The 13,700-nt window shown below is 65.4% G+C and carries 10 protein-coding genes; 5 read left to right on the forward strand and 5 right to left on the reverse strand.

Annotation, left to right across the window (positions count from 1 at the left end):
- Positions 1 to 3: 3 nt before the first annotated feature.
- Positions 4 to 621 carry a TetR/AcrR family transcriptional regulator gene (locus CJ177_RS08605; RefSeq protein WP_061043211.1) on the reverse strand — a complete coding sequence of 206 codons (618 nt, stop codon included), beginning with the start codon at positions 619 to 621 and terminating at the stop codon, positions 4 to 6.
- A 110-nt stretch (positions 622 to 731) separates the two neighbouring features.
- Between CJ177_RS08605 and CJ177_RS08610 the strand changes: the two genes are divergently transcribed.
- From CJ177_RS08610 to CJ177_RS08620, 3 genes are all read left to right on the forward strand, one after another.
- Positions 732 to 1,145, forward strand: coding sequence for a carboxymuconolactone decarboxylase family protein (locus CJ177_RS08610; protein WP_061043212.1), 414 nt, complete (start codon positions 732 to 734; stop codon positions 1,143 to 1,145).
- Positions 1,146 to 1,268: 123 nt separating this feature from the next.
- Positions 1,269 to 2,057 (forward strand): NAD(P)-dependent oxidoreductase, encoded by a 789-nt coding sequence (locus tag CJ177_RS08615; RefSeq protein ID WP_095867569.1) that lies wholly within the window; start codon positions 1,269 to 1,271, stop codon positions 2,055 to 2,057.
- Positions 2,058 to 2,300: 243 nt separating this feature from the next.
- Positions 2,301 to 3,848, forward strand: a complete 1,548-nt coding sequence (locus CJ177_RS08620; RefSeq protein WP_218835081.1) for an FUSC family protein — start codon at positions 2,301 to 2,303, stop codon at positions 3,846 to 3,848.
- Positions 3,849 to 4,000: 152 nt separating this feature from the next.
- Here the strand turns inward: CJ177_RS08620 and CJ177_RS08625 are convergent, their stop codons facing one another.
- Together CJ177_RS08625 and CJ177_RS08630 are read right to left on the reverse strand one after the other, a co-directional pair.
- A complete protein-coding gene (locus CJ177_RS08625; protein WP_231914234.1) occupies positions 4,001 to 5,134 on the reverse strand; it encodes an acyl-CoA dehydrogenase family protein in 1,134 nt (377 codons plus the stop codon).
- Positions 5,135 to 5,182: 48 nt separating this feature from the next.
- Complete coding sequence (locus CJ177_RS08630; protein WP_095867571.1) at positions 5,183 to 6,427, reverse strand: CaiB/BaiF CoA-transferase family protein; 1,245 nt, start codon at positions 6,425 to 6,427, stop codon at positions 5,183 to 5,185.
- A gap of 106 nt (positions 6,428 to 6,533) precedes the next feature.
- Here CJ177_RS08630 and CJ177_RS08635 point away from each other — a divergent pair, with 106 nt between their 5' ends.
- Positions 6,534 to 7,472 (forward strand): LysR substrate-binding domain-containing protein, encoded by a 939-nt coding sequence (locus CJ177_RS08635; protein ID WP_095867572.1) that lies wholly within the window; start codon positions 6,534 to 6,536, stop codon positions 7,470 to 7,472.
- Positions 7,473 to 7,724: 252 nt separating this feature from the next.
- Here CJ177_RS08635 and CJ177_RS08640 read toward each other — a convergent pair whose 3' ends face one another.
- Both CJ177_RS08640 and CJ177_RS08645 read right to left on the reverse strand, forming a co-directional pair.
- Positions 7,725 to 9,080, reverse strand: coding sequence for a recombinase XerD (locus CJ177_RS08640; protein ID WP_095867690.1), 1,356 nt, complete (start codon positions 9,078 to 9,080; stop codon positions 7,725 to 7,727).
- A gap of 143 nt (positions 9,081 to 9,223) precedes the next feature.
- Positions 9,224 to 9,685: an alpha/beta fold hydrolase gene (locus tag CJ177_RS08645; RefSeq protein ID WP_218835083.1), complete on the reverse strand. Its 462-nt coding sequence runs from the start codon at positions 9,683 to 9,685 to the stop codon at positions 9,224 to 9,226.
- A 559-nt stretch (positions 9,686 to 10,244) separates the two neighbouring features.
- Between CJ177_RS08645 and CJ177_RS08650 the strand changes: the two genes are divergently transcribed.
- Positions 10,245 to 13,538 carry a protein kinase gene (locus tag CJ177_RS08650; protein WP_061698479.1) on the forward strand — a complete coding sequence of 1,098 codons (3,294 nt, stop codon included), beginning with the start codon at positions 10,245 to 10,247 and terminating at the stop codon, positions 13,536 to 13,538.
- Positions 13,539 to 13,700 lie beyond the last annotated feature (162 nt).

Here is a 13,700-nt window from a genome sequence, read left to right on the forward strand (position 1 = left end):
AGATCAGGCCGCGAAAGAAGGGAGCAGTGTGGTGACCAGCCGCCTTCCGAACCCGTCGTCCATGGGCGCGCCACTGAGGAAGAACCGGTAATAGATGGGGCCGAGCAACAGATCGGTGACCATTTCGGGGTCGAGGTCAGCCCTCAGCTCTCCTCTGGAGATGCCGCGTTCCACCAGTGCGCTCACGTCCGCCAACCGGTGGCTCACCACCTGGTCCCGGTAGACATGTGCGAGTTCGGGATCCGCAGCGACCTCCGACACCAGGCCCTTCATGACCAGGCCCATCAGAGAAGTGCACATGAGCTCCACGGTCCGGTCGACCAGGATCACCAGTTCGGACCACGTGTCCGCACGATACGGCTGGGTGCTCACCTCATCGACCATGTCCAGCAGGACAGCCAGTGCCAGATCGTTCTTGGACCGGTACCGCCGGTAGATCGTGGTCTTCGCTACTCCCGACCGGGCCGCCACGCCTTCGACTGTCAGGTTGCCGAATCCGTTCTCCGCGAGCAATTCCCGTGTGGCGTCGAGGACCGCTCGTTGCGTCCGGGCGCGCCGCTTGTCGTGCCCGGATCCTGCACTCCGGGGTGTTCCGTCGTCGCCCGCCTTCGAGATGTTCACTTCGGCCGCCCTTTCAATTGTCCGCCGGCAAATGCTACCATCGATACGCAACGTAGCGTTTTATAGGCTACCGCTCGTCGCCTACCGGCAAATCGAAGAGGAATATCCCCATGACCACAGATCGCTACCAGCGCGGCCTCGACCGCATGATGGAGCTCGTCTCCCCCGAGCACACCAACACCTTTGACCACGTCAAGCTCGTGGAGTCCTACAAGAGCCTGGACGCCGACCTGTCCGACTACATCGTCTCCTTCGCCTTCGGGGACATCTACTCCCGAACCAGCCTGACCCAGCAGGAGCAGACGATGGTGACCATCTCCACGCTGGTCGCCCTGGGCACCGAACCCCAGTTGAAGTTGCACATCAACACCGGGTTCAACGTGGGCCTGACCAAAGAGAAGATCGTCGGTGCCCTGATCCAGTGCATCCCCTACGTCGGGTTCCCGCGCGTGCTCAACGGCCTGACCCTCGTCAAGCAGGTCATGGCAGAGCGGGGTCTCGACGCGGAGTCCCCCACGGACTGAGCCGATTTCGTCTCGTCCCGGCGTCCTCGTGACGCCCGCCGAACCCGCCGACAGCTCGATGACTCGCCATGCCGGTCCGGCATCTTCTCTCACAACCTTCTCTCTCACACTCGAGGAACGCTCATGCACTTGGTAATCGGACTCGGACCCATCGGCGGAAACATCGGCGCACATCTCGCCCAGCTGGGGCAGGAGGTGTACGGCTACGACTTCAACACCGAACGCGTGCGCGAGTGGTCGGAAGAGGCCGCGTCGCCGGCCGGCAGCGACCTGGCGGCACTCGACTGGCCGTCCATTGACAGCGTCCACGTCGCGGTGCGGCTGGCGGACCAAGTCTCGTCCGTGTTCACCGCGCTCCAGGAACACACTGCGCGGCCGCTGACCGTCTTCGTCCACACCACGCTCGCGCCCGCGGACGCCCGGAGGATCATGTCTTCGGCCCCGGACAACTGGCGCGTCTTCGAGGCCCCCGTCTCGGGTGGCCCCCAGGGTGCCCGCCAAGGCTCGATGACCATCTTCCTCGCCGGACCTGACACCGTCCCAGCGGAGGACCGGCTGTTGGCCGACATCTCCGGCCGCGTCTTTTCGATGGAGTCCTACGGGCAACCGGCCCTGGTGAAACTCCTCAACAATGCGCTGGCCACCTACAACCTGGCCGCCACCGCACGGATGCTCAACCTCGCAGCCGAACACGGGGTGCCGGCCAAGGGCCTTTTCGAGGTGATCGGCGTGTCGACCGGCCAGAGCTGGATGAGTGACAACCTCGTCGACGTCCAGTACGACCTGCTACTCAAGGACGTCGGACTGCTCCGCGGCGAACTCGGGTCACTGCCCTCCGCAGATCTCGACGACGACGTCGAACAGGCGATCCTTCAGGCGAGAGCGCTGCTCGGCGCCGATCCCCAGGTATGAGCCGTGTGCGGGGCGGTGGAACTGTACCCGCGTCACCACTGCTCGGCCCGGCGTCGATGACATTCCTCTAAAGGCCCAACGTCCTCGCCTTGCGAGCACGCACCAGGCGACGGGCCGGGTCGCCGTGGGTGCGCGAGGCCGGGCCGGACTGCTCGCGGAGGACGTCGGCTCGTCCAACTCGAAAGGATTCCCGGGTGCTCTTGCCCCTGCGCGCAACCCGTCACCGCATGCGCCCCTGGTTCGTTGATTTCTTCGCCTTGCGCGGCGCGCGGGGAACCATCGCCGTCCCTGCAAGCGGGCATCATCTCCTCCGTGACGGTGGTGGTCTCCTGCCTGCTGTTCGGACCACAGCTGGGTGCGATCTCCCTGTTCGGCTCGATGCTCGCTCTGTGGGAGGCCGAGCGGCCGCTGTGGGCGCGGGTGCGCAATGGGCTGCTGATCGCCTCGACGATGAGCGTCGCGATGGGCCTCGGCGTCATCGTCGCCCCCTATCGGTGGGCGACCATCCCGGCGATCGTGCTGCTCATCCTGACCGCCGCCGTTGCCTACCACGCATTCCTGCTGACCCGGGGGCCCGGTCCCCTTCTTCTGTTCTACGGTGCCGTCCTCGGCACCTATTTCGGCATGGACCCGCATCTCGGATGGAAAATCGTCGGAATCACGGCCTTTGCCGCCCTGTTCGCCGGCTGCCTGACGCTGCTCGCCCTGGTCACCGACCCGCACCGCCCGGAGCGCCGTGCGATTGCCGACGCCCGGCGCGCCGTCGAGCGCTACCGCGCCACCGCCTCGAGCGCATCCGAAATCGCTCCTGCTGCCGAGCGGTCACGCAGACTCCTAGCAGATGCATATGCCGCCGTGAACCGTGCCTGGCTGACACTGAACTCCGCCCACCCAGCCACCGCTGGCCGCGGCCATCACCACCGCGAAGGCGAACTCCTCACCGTCAACCGGGACCTGGCTGCCGGCGTCCTGGACAGTTCCCACGTTTCCGGCCAGGTGCGCACGCTCTCTCCCGACACCCCGCTGCTGCTCGGCCGACCCAGCCTCTCCTTCCTGCTGGCCCATGCCCTGCGCCGGGACTCGGTCGCCTGGTTCACGGCGTGGAGAATCGGCCTTGCCGCAGGGGTCGCCGGCGTCGCCAGCGAACTGGCGGGCATCGGACACCCCTACTGGGCGATCCTCACGGCCGCACTCGTGCTGCATCAATGGACCGGTCGCCGTGCCACCACGCGGCGGGCTGCCCACCGCGCGGTCGGCACGATCGTCGGACTCTTCGTCGTCGCGCTCGTCGTGGTCCTCGACCCCGGCCCCTGGTGGGTCGTGGCGATCATCGTCGTCTGCTTGATCGGACAAGACCTTCTCGTCCCGTTCAACTACTTCCTCGCCCTCATCCTCGTGACCCCTATGTCGCTGCTCGCCATCGAAGCCACCGGCCAGGGCGGTACCCCCTCGGGGCTGCTCATGGATCGGCTGCTCGGCACCCTCCTCGGAGTTGCCATCGCCGTGGCCATCACCTGGGCCACCAGCTACCGGTTCCCCGAACGTCTCCTCCGCGCCCAAAACGTCCGGGTGGGAACCGCTATCGCCGCCGTCGAGGGCCACAATGCGGACGGCACAGCATTCACTCCGGCCGGACGCAGGGCGCGCGTCGAACTCAGCTACGAACTCACCCACCACCTCAGCGTCCTCGACCGCGCTGCCGCCGAGGACCCGCGACCGACGTCCCTGAAGGACACCGACGACGTACTGATTGTCGACGGCTACACGGCGCTGGCGAAAGCCTGGGTTTGATGGAGGTTTGCTGCTGTCCTGGAGAAGGCAGTGCCGTCACTTGTCATCCGGCCGAGCTCACCCAGGGGCGGGCGCGGAGACGATCAGTGGAAGGCTGAGATGCCGGTGATGTCGCGACCCACGAGAAGTGCCTGAATCGAGTCCGTCCCCTCCTAGGTGGACACGACCTCCATATCGGTCAGGTGCCGCGCGACGTGGTTCTCGAGCAGCAGGCCGTTGCCGGCGAGTAGGTCACGCGCCTCGCTACAAATCCACTTGCCCTTCTGCGCGGTGGCCATTTTGACCATGGATGCCATGGCGTTGGTCAGCGCACCCTTGTCGGCCAGTTCCGCCATGCGGTTACACATCAGCTGCATCGCGGTCAGCTCGCTGAGCATGTTGGCGAGACGGGACTGGACCAGCTGGTAGCCGGCGATCGGATTGCCGAACTGCACCCGCTCGGCGGCGTAGTCGGCGGCGATCTCGAAGCAGGCCATGGCGTGGCCGACGGCCTCCCACGCAGCGCCGCCGCGGGTGGCCTGCAGGACACGGGAAACGTCCGCGAAGGACCTGCAGTTCTCCAGCCGGTCGGCCTCGGGAATACGCATGTTCTCGATAACGATGTCAGCCTGCAGAATTGCGCGTTTGCCGATCTTGCCGGTGATGACGGTCGGGTTGTAGCCGGCCGGGTGGTTGCCGTTCCCGTCCTTCTCGACGACGAACGCGCTGACCTCGCCGTCCTCGGTGTTGCGGGCGAACAATACGACCACATCCGCCGCGTGTCCGTTGCCGATCCAGCGCTTGTGGCCGTCGATCACCCACGTGTCACCGTCGCGGCGGGCGCTGGTTTCCAGTGCGACCGAATCGGATCCGTGGTCCGGTTCAGTCAACGCGAACGCACCCGTCGTTTCGAGCCCGGCCAGGGCAGGCAGCCAGCGCTGCCGCTGTTCGGCGCTGCCGAGCAGGTTCAACGCTCCCATGCACAGGTTGGAGTGCACACCAAGGAAGGTGTTGATGCTCCCGTCGGCCCTGGCCATCTCCCGGGCGACCATGCCCGCGGCCTTCCGGCTCATCCCCGGGCACCTGTAGCCCTGGATGGTCGTTCCGATGATGCCGAGCTCGGCCAGCGGAGGCAGCAATTCGTAGGGGAACTCGGCCTTCTCCCAATAGCCATTGATGATGGGAAGGACCCGCTGTTCGGCGAACTCGCGAACCTTGTCGCGGATCGCCAGCTCCTGCTGTGTCAGCTCGTCGTCGAGATGGAAGTAGTCGGAGATCGCGGCGGCGCGGTTCGGTGTGGTGGTCACGGATGAGTCCTCTCTCGCCGCTCCCATGGATGGGGTTGCTGTTCGGGGCTAGCTTCGTGAAGCGGCCGCGTGCAGCCACTCGAGGATGTCACCCCGGTCGGCGTCGATGCCGGGCGGCACGAGGTCGTAGCTGGCCGGCGTCGCCGAGAATGTGATCGGGTTGCGCACCCCGGGAAGTGATCCTTCGCCGTTGCCCACCGCCACGACGGGTTCCAGCCCGAGGCGCTGCGCGAATTCGATTCCGCCGCGGACATCGTTGATCGGGGCACACGGCAACCGTGCCTCGGTGAAGATGTCGAACCATTCGGACGCGGGCTTGGCGGCCAACAGTTCCTGCAGGATGGGGCGCAGCGCCGAACGGTTGTGGCTGCGGTCTGGTGGTGTCGCAAACCTGGGGTCCGTTGCCAGCTCGGGCACACCGATGACGTCGCACAGAGTCCGGAATTGCCGGTCGTTGCCGATGGCCAGGACGATGTCGCCGTCCGCGGTGGGCAGCGGCTCGTAAGGATAGATGCTGGGATGCTCGTTACCCATTCGGGTGGGCACATTCCCGCTGAGCAGGAACCCGGCGGTCTGATTGACCATGCCTGACAGTGCCGAGGACATGAGGTTCACTTCGATGCGCTGGCCCCGGCCACTGCGGCCGCGTTCGTGCAGCGCGGAGAGGACTCCGATGGCGGCATGGAGTCCGGTGATGACGTCGAAGACCGCGACGCCGGAGCGGTAGGCGGGGAGATCCGGATCCCCGGTGAGGCTCATCATCCCGGACATCGCCTGGACGAGCAGGTCGTATCCGGGCAGGGCGGCCCCTCCGGCCGAGCCGAATCCGGTAATCGACGCATACACGACAGCGGGATTGCGTTCCGCAATGGACGCGTAGTCCAGACCGAAGCGGTCCAGTCCGCCAGGCTTGAAGTTCTCGACGACGACGTCGGCACTCTCGGCAATGCCACGGGCCGTCGCGAGATCGTCAGGGTCGCCGAAGTCCAACGCGATCGACCTCTTGTTCCGGTTGATCGACAGGTAGTACGTGGACTGACCGTCGAAGACCGGCGGCTTCCACGCACGGGTTTCATCACCGGACGGGCCCTCCACCTTGATGACGGTCGCGCCCATGTCCGCCAGAAGCATGGTGCAGTAGGGCCCGGCCAGGACCCGGCTGAAGTCGGCGACAACGATTCCGGCCAACGGACCGCTTGCGGTGCGGCCGAAAGCATCCTGGTGCGGTCGTCCCGGTTGCCGATCGTCGGCCGCCTCCGGGGCGAAGGCGGTGGGAGTGCTCTGCAGTGTCATGAGTCTTCTTCCGTGGGGGAAATCCCCTCAACCATCCCACCGCCATTACGCCGCGTCCAATACTTACTGATGGCACTACTATTTCATTTCATGAAATAATAGCGGCGTGGATTTCCAACAACTTCGGGTGTTCCTCGCAGTGGCGGAGGAACTACATTTCGGGCGGGCGGCCGAGCGACTACACCTGGCGCAGCCACCGGTCAGCCGGATAGTGCGACAACTCGAGCGCGACCTCGGAACCGACCTGTTCATCCGGAGCACACGCAGTGTCCGGTTGACCGTGGCCGGAGCGGCGCTGGTGGCACCCGCCCAGGAGATGCTCGCCGCCGAGCAGCGGGCCCGCGCCACCGTGCTGGCCGCCGATCGCGGGGAGGCAGGCACTGTCACGTTCGCCTACGCCGGTGCATCGACCCATGTACTCGTGGGAGTGCTGGCCCGGGAGGTCAGGAAGGCCCACCCCGGCATCGAATTTCGGCTCTACAGCCAGGATTTCGCGCTCCCCGCGCTCGCCCGGGTTCTCCGGGGCGAGGTCGACGTCAGCCTCGGCCGGTGGGATTTCGTGCCCGCCGGTGTCCGGTCCCGCATCATCGTCGACGAACACCTCGTCGTGGCCGTCCCGGCATCCCACCCGCTCGCCTCGAAAAAGGAAGTGCACATGGCGGAGCTTGCCGGAGAGCCGTTCGTGGCCCTGCCTCCGCACGAAGGCTCGGTACTGGGCGACCGGTTGCGCAGGCTGAGCCTGGGGGCGGGGTTCGATCCCGACATCGTGCAAAGGGCACCCGATTCGTGGACCGCCATGGCGCTGGTGGGCGCCGAAGTCGGATGCTCCCTGACGGTGTCGTCAGTCGCGGAGAACGTGACGGACCCGCATGTGCACTTCCTGCGGGTGCTCGACGAGACCCTGCCGATCCATCTGCGCATGGCGTGGCGCCCGACCTCGGACAACCCGGCCCTGCCTCCGGTCCTCTCCCTTGCGGAACGCGTCTGGCCCGGCCGTCCCGACGACGCAGACTCGCCAACAGCTCTCGGTGCACAGCACTCCTGACCAGAAGAATCAGAGTACTCACGCCAGTCACGCACGGTGGGGCCATTCGCCATAGAGGACGTCGCGGTCCCGGTCTAAAAGGGGTAGTCGTGGCCGCAATCTACAAGGCGGTGTTCGGATGACCGGATCCGTCATCTGATGCGATACCGGGTATCCCTACTGGTAACCCTGCATATTCGGTCGGTGCGTATGTGGACTCCGACTGATGACGGAGTCAGCTCCAGCCGTTCCAGGTGCCCTGGTGTGCGTCAGTCATTGTGTTCCTTTTGTCTGTGGTCCTGCGGCGTATCCGGCCCAAGGTTGCGCCACTTCGGCGGCGTGGCGATGTGCGTTCTGCTGGCTGTAGCCGAGCATGTCCGCCACGATCGGAGCTGGCACCTCAGTGACCAATGTTCGGATTGCGGTGGTGCGAGCACCGAGGAGGTCGATACCGAGGGTGCGAAGTCGGTTCATGATCGTGTTGGGGTGTAGGTGACTGCCGGGTGTGCGGCCGGGAAAGAGCCACTCCGAGTCACCATCTCGGACGGCATGCAGGTTGGGTCGTTGTGCGAGGTGTTCGGTGAGCATGTCCGCGAACGGCGTCGGAATGGGGGCAGGGTGGGTACCGAGGGCAAGATATGGACCGTCTGGCGCCAGGAGGATGTCGGTGGTGCGATGGGATGCGATCCTCGCGATGGGTTGAGCGTAGAGGAGCAGCAGCGTGCCGGCGATCCGATATGGCAGGGATTCGCTGTTACCGGTCAGCAGTTCACGCAGCCAGGCGATCCGTTGGTCCTGGGTGATGGTGGGGGAGGAGCGGGCGCTGCGGGTATTGATCAGGATGGTGGTGTTGACCCGCGCCCGAAGAGCCCAGACGAAGAACGTCCGGATGCTATGGCGGGTGGTTGGTCCACCGATCAGCCATTCATCGACGTCGTGTTGGTTGCATGTCGAGGCGACGCGGCCGTGTGCTTGGAGGAGCCAGTCCAAGAACTTGATTGTCTCGGTAATCTCCTGTTTCGCCGCGTGGACCGGACCGCGCGTCGAGGATCCGGTGGCCGAGATGGCGCGGATCCGCCGAAGGTGGTGCCACGTCGCGAACTGCTCGACGGGTTGCCGCACGGCGGCCGCGCCGATGGCATCGAACTTGACCCGCAGCCAGTGCTCGAAGCGGGCGAGATAGGCGTCGCGTTCGGGTAGGAGACCATGATGCTCGAGCAAACCCCGGAGATGGGTAACTCGATGGCCGTGCCCGAGCCCGTCGATCCCTTCATGACTCATCGAGATCTCACCAACCGCTAACCTGCGCAGAATCTCTCGCATCTGCGCCGGCCGCATCCAGGTGATAACGCTCTCGGGTCGCTCGTCACGGCACAGCCCCTCCACAAGAGCGGTCATGGTGCCGGGATCCGCCGCATCGATGATCAGCAGTTCTGTGAGGTCGTCCCGAAGAGCGCAGCGAGCGCAGATGCTCCGGCGGTAGTGCTCGGCCTCGACACCACATCGGGAACAGGCGAGGTCGTCGGTGATGCCGGCGCACGGTCCGCAGATCGGGCCGTCGTGGGAATCGAGGCGGCCGGGTAGCAGCCGCTCCAACCCGCAGATCGTGCAGGAGCCGTGGGTGCGCATCGCAGCGTAGAAGCAGATGCCGCAGATTGCACCGTCGGGCCAGCGGGCGCGGATCCGGCCCACCTGTCGACCGCATCGATCACAATTGGCATCTCCGGTGGTGCGAGGGCGGCCTCGGCGTGTTGACTGGGGCGTCACCTCAATCATCGGAAATCACGCGGGCTCGTCTCGGGCGGGCACCACGTGGGGCGCCGGCCAGGAGTCGTAGGTGACCGAGTTGACCAACGCCAGCCGGGCACTTCCAGCCCATCGTGAATGAGGAGATGCTGGGCGACGGCGCCGCCGATGTCATGACCCGCCACGGCGATCGGCCCGGAGATATTCAGTGCCGACGCGAATCGCACCACCCAATCCGCAAGGGCCGGGACCGTGGCTGTTTCCAGGGTGAGCTCGCCTTCCGAACGTCCCAGTCCGGGGAGATCGACCGCGATCGGCCGCAGTCCCGCCTCGGCGAGGCCGCCCAGGACCGGAAGCCAGACCCGGCTCCAATACGTTCCGTGCAGCAGCAACACCGCCGGACCGTCCCGCTCGACGGTCAGGTAGCCGGCCGTTTCGCCGTCACCTGAACTGCGGTCCTCAACAGCCCCTTCCGTGATTTCGCTCATGGGACCACTGTGACCGAGGACGGCCTCCCGACCCAGTATCGGAAACGACATTCATGAGCACATTCCTGCCACGAGGTTCATCATCATCGGGTGGTGGCCCCTGTCCGACCCGCCCGAGCCGCCCTTCGAACACGACTGTGCCGCCGAGGTCTTCGCACGTCCTGCAGTACGTCCCAGCCCGCTCTCGGACCTTCACCGAGCACCTCAGCCCTCTGCAGATCAGCGTCGGATCCGCAATGCTCTTCGGCACCGGGCAGGCAATTCGTCGATCATTTTGATGGCCATTCCCACTTCGGACAGTGGCGCCCGGAGGCTGGAACCGCGGACCGCTAAATGGCCTGCGGGCGCTCGCCGCCGTGATGTCGGGGTTGTCATCGGTCGCTTCTGGACTGATCGTCCCAGTTCTCTGGGTACAGCCGAGCGCGTCGGTCGCCTGTTATGCCTCGCTGGTGCCCGCGCCGCGAACTGGATAAGCGGTGAGGGGTTGGTGATAACTTCGCCACAGCTTCCTCCGCGATATCCTGAGGACACATCATCGAAAGGTAAGTGTGCATCGCCGATGGCCGATAGCGATCCTCCCGACACTCAGCGTGGCGTGGCGACGAATGTCATAGCGGAGCTGGCTGCGGCCGGATTCGAGGACGCGCACGAGATCGGGTGCGGCGGCTTCGGCGTTGTCTACCGGTGCACGCAGACCGAGTTGGAGCGCACCGTGGCGGTGAAGGTCCTCACCGCCGAACTCGACGAGGAGAACAGGGCGCGTTTCTTCCGTGAACAGCGCGCCATGGGCAGGCTCACCGGGCATCCGAACGTCGTCAACGTTCTTCAGGTCGGGGCCACGGGCAGCGGTTGCCCCTTCATTGTGATGCCGTACTACCCGCTCGGCTCGCTGGAAGCTCGCGTTTCTCGGGCAGGCCCGCTCGCACTGGACGAGACCCTTCGACTGGGCGTTAAGATCGCAGGTGCTCTGGAGACCGCGCACCGCCTCGGCATCCTGCATCGTGACGTGAAGCCGGCCAACATCCTCCTCACGGCCTATGGCGAACCGGAGTTGACCGACTTCGGTATCGCGCACATCTCCGGAGGGTTCGAGACGGCTACCGGCACGGTCACCGGATCGCCGGCATTCACTGCTCCCGAGATTCTGCGGGGCGATCCGCCGAGTTCGGCCTCCGACATCTACAGTCTCGGAGCGACCTTGTTCTGCGCGGTCACCGGTCACGCGGCGTTCGAACGTCACAGGGGGGAGCAGGTGGTCGCACAGTTCCTGCGGATTGCCTCGGAACCTGTTCCCGACTTGCGCGAACACGGTATTCCCGAGGACGTCTGCGCGGTCGTCGAACATGCGATGGCGGCGAACCCGGATGACCGCCCCGCGTCGGTCGCTGCACTCGGCGATGCACTACGTCAGGTTCAGGCAGGTAAGGGACTGCCAGTCGACGAAATGGCCCTGCACGACGAACCCGCCGAAGACCGGCGGACTTCGGAATGGCTACTCCTCGCTCCCGCACCGCGGGCGCGGCCCCCTCTGCCGGAGCAGCCGGTGGCACATTCCCTTCGCGGCGCCGAGGGTAATCTTCCGCTGGAACTGACCAGTTTCGTGGGACGCAGACGCCAACTGACGGAGGCAAAGTCGAAGCTGGCGGACGCGCGACTGGTCACGCTGACGGGTCTAGGTGGCGTGGGGAAAACCCGTCTCGCTCTCCGTGTCGCCGCCGATGTCCGTCGAGGATTCACCGACGGTGCGTGGATGGTGGAGCTAGGCGAATTGCGCGACGAGTCGCTTCTCGTCGACGTGGTCGCGGCCGCACTGGGGTTGCGGAATCAATCGGCGAAACCGTTGAAAGACATTGTGGTCGACTTCCTGGCCGCACGGCAGATCCTGCTCGTACTGGACAACTGTGAGCAGATGATCGACTCCGTCGCAGAACTGTCCGAGTCGCTGCTCCGCAGCTGCCCGAAGCTACAAATCCTGGCCACGAGTCGGGAGCGGCTCGGAATCGGGGGAGAAGTCGTGCTGCGGGTTCCTCCGCTGATGGTCCCCGACCCCAAACGGAACCTCTCGCTGCGGGGAATGCCGCGCTACGACGCCGTGACGTTGTTCGTCGAGCGCGCTGCTGCGGCGGTGCCGGGCTTCAAGCTCTCCGAGGAGAACGCAAGCACGGTGGCGCAGATTTGTCACCGACTGGACGGGTTACCCCTTCCCATCGAGTTGGCGGCGGCTCGGTTGCGGGCCATGTCGGCCGAGCAGATTCTGCGTCGCCTGACAGACCGTTTCGCACTGCTGACCCTCGGAAGCAGGGGCGCGCCGACGCGCCAGCAGACGTTGCGGCTGTCCATCGACTGGAGTTATGAGCTCTGTACCGCACAGGAACAGCAGCTGTGGTCCCGCTTGTCGGTGTTCGCAGGCAGCTTCGAACTCGACGCGGTCGAGGCCGTGTGCGCCTGGAATTCGGACGGCAACGTCCTATTAGACGCGGTAGCGTCGCTGGTGGACAAGTCGATCCTCATCCGGGAGGAGTTCGGGGCGGTGGTGCGCTTCCGGATGCTCGAGACTCTCCGCGACTACGGTAGCGAGAAGCTGACCGAAGCAGGCGAATTCGAGACTCTGCGTCGACGACACCGTGACTGGTACCTGCAGTTGGTCGCGGACGCGAAGGCCGAGTGGATCAGCCGCGAGCAGGTCAGGTGGATGAGGCGGATCGCCCGTGAGCAGTCAAATTTGCGAGAGGCGCTGGAATTCTGTGTGAGCGAGGCGAACTGGGTGGCGGGACTCGGGATCGCGAACGCTCTTTTTCCATTCTGGCTCGCCCGGGCCATGTTCAGTGAGGGACGGTACTGGCTCGACCGCCTGCTGAAGGATGCGCCGGTCGACGTGAGCGAAGAACGTGTCATAGCCCTGTGCGTAAACAGTGTACTGGCCGATATCCAGGGAGACGCGGCGGCTGCGACCTCCCTGGTGGCCGAAGAGACAACGCTCGCGGCACAGACAGACAACGCGGTGATCCGCGCGCACATGGCCTTTGCCGAAGGTCTGCTGGCGCTGTTCGCGAGTGATCTTCCCCGAGCGAGGTCATGCTTCGAGACCGCCCTCGAGGTGTCCGGATCCTGCGGTCAGCCCACCCTGCACATCGAGGTCCTGAACTCGCTCGGGACGGTGAACGAACTACTCGGAGACCCAGCCCGAGCACTCGGCTACTACGAGCAGGTCCTCGAGATCACCGAATCAACCGGCGAGTCAATGTACCGGGCACATACGCTATGGGCCATGGGTGTTGCGGTGTGGCGTAGAGGTGAAGTCGAGAGGGCGTCCCGGCACCTCAAGGACGGGCTGGCATTGGCTCGGCTGGTGGACAATTCGCTCACCGCTGCCACCTGCCTGGAATCGTTGGCATGGATCGCCAGCGATAACAGTCCGCACCGCGCGGGCGTACTGATGGGTGCGGCGGAGGCAATGGTGAAGTCTGCGGGAAGCTCCACCGCGCTGTTCCCTGGCCTGCTTGTCGATCACGAGGAGAGCGAACAGCGCGTGCAGGCTGCTCTCGGCGGAAAAGGCTTCGACGCGGCGCGCGACGAGGGCAGGATGCTCGCCACCGAGGACGCGGTCGCTTTCGCCCTCGGCAATCAGTCTCCACAGTCTTCGCCCCCCGCGCGTGCGGCCACCGACCTGACGAAACGGGAGAGGGAGGTCGCCGCGTTGGTCGCCAGGGGGCTGACCAACAAGGCGATCGCCGCCGAACTCGTGATCGCCCAACGGACGGCGCAGGGGCACGTGGAGCACGTTCTCGCCAAGCTCGGGTTCACGTCCCGCGCGCAGATCGCGGCCTGGGTCGTGGATCAGGCCCGAGACTGAAGCGGCTGACGTTCGACCTACCCAATCGGACGTCAGAACGCAATCACACCGAATGGGAAGTGGCAGGGTGCAACCACAATCCTGCGTGATGTGGACCAAGGAAATAGCTCGTCGAATCGACGCAAGCAACCGCCACCGCGATCCTCTTGCCGAGGTCGGATC

The organism is Rhodococcus sp. ACPA1, from assembly GCF_002300195.1.
GTDB classification, from domain to species: domain Bacteria; phylum Actinomycetota; class Actinomycetes; order Mycobacteriales; family Mycobacteriaceae; genus Rhodococcus_F; species Rhodococcus_F opacus.

What these genes read in the sequence shown, in the direction of transcription:
- CJ177_RS08650 (WP_061698479.1), top strand. Translation starts at nt 10,245, where the DNA reads ATGGCCGATAGCGATCCTCCCGACACTCAGCGTGGCGTGGCGACGAAT.
- CJ177_RS08645 (WP_218835083.1), bottom strand. Translation starts at nt 9,685, where the DNA reads ATGAGCGAAATCACGGAAGGGGCTGTTGAGGACCGCAGTTCAGGTGAC.
- CJ177_RS08610 (WP_061043212.1), top strand. Translation starts at nt 732, where the DNA reads ATGACCACAGATCGCTACCAGCGCGGCCTCGACCGCATGATGGAGCTC.
- CJ177_RS08615 (WP_095867569.1), top strand. Translation starts at nt 1,269, where the DNA reads ATGCACTTGGTAATCGGACTCGGACCCATCGGCGGAAACATCGGCGCA.
- CJ177_RS08640 (WP_095867690.1), bottom strand. Translation starts at nt 9,080, where the DNA reads ATGCGCACCCACGGCTCCTGCACGATCTGCGGGTTGGAGCGGCTGCTA.
- CJ177_RS08630 (WP_095867571.1), bottom strand. Translation starts at nt 6,427, where the DNA reads ATGACACTGCAGAGCACTCCCACCGCCTTCGCCCCGGAGGCGGCCGAC.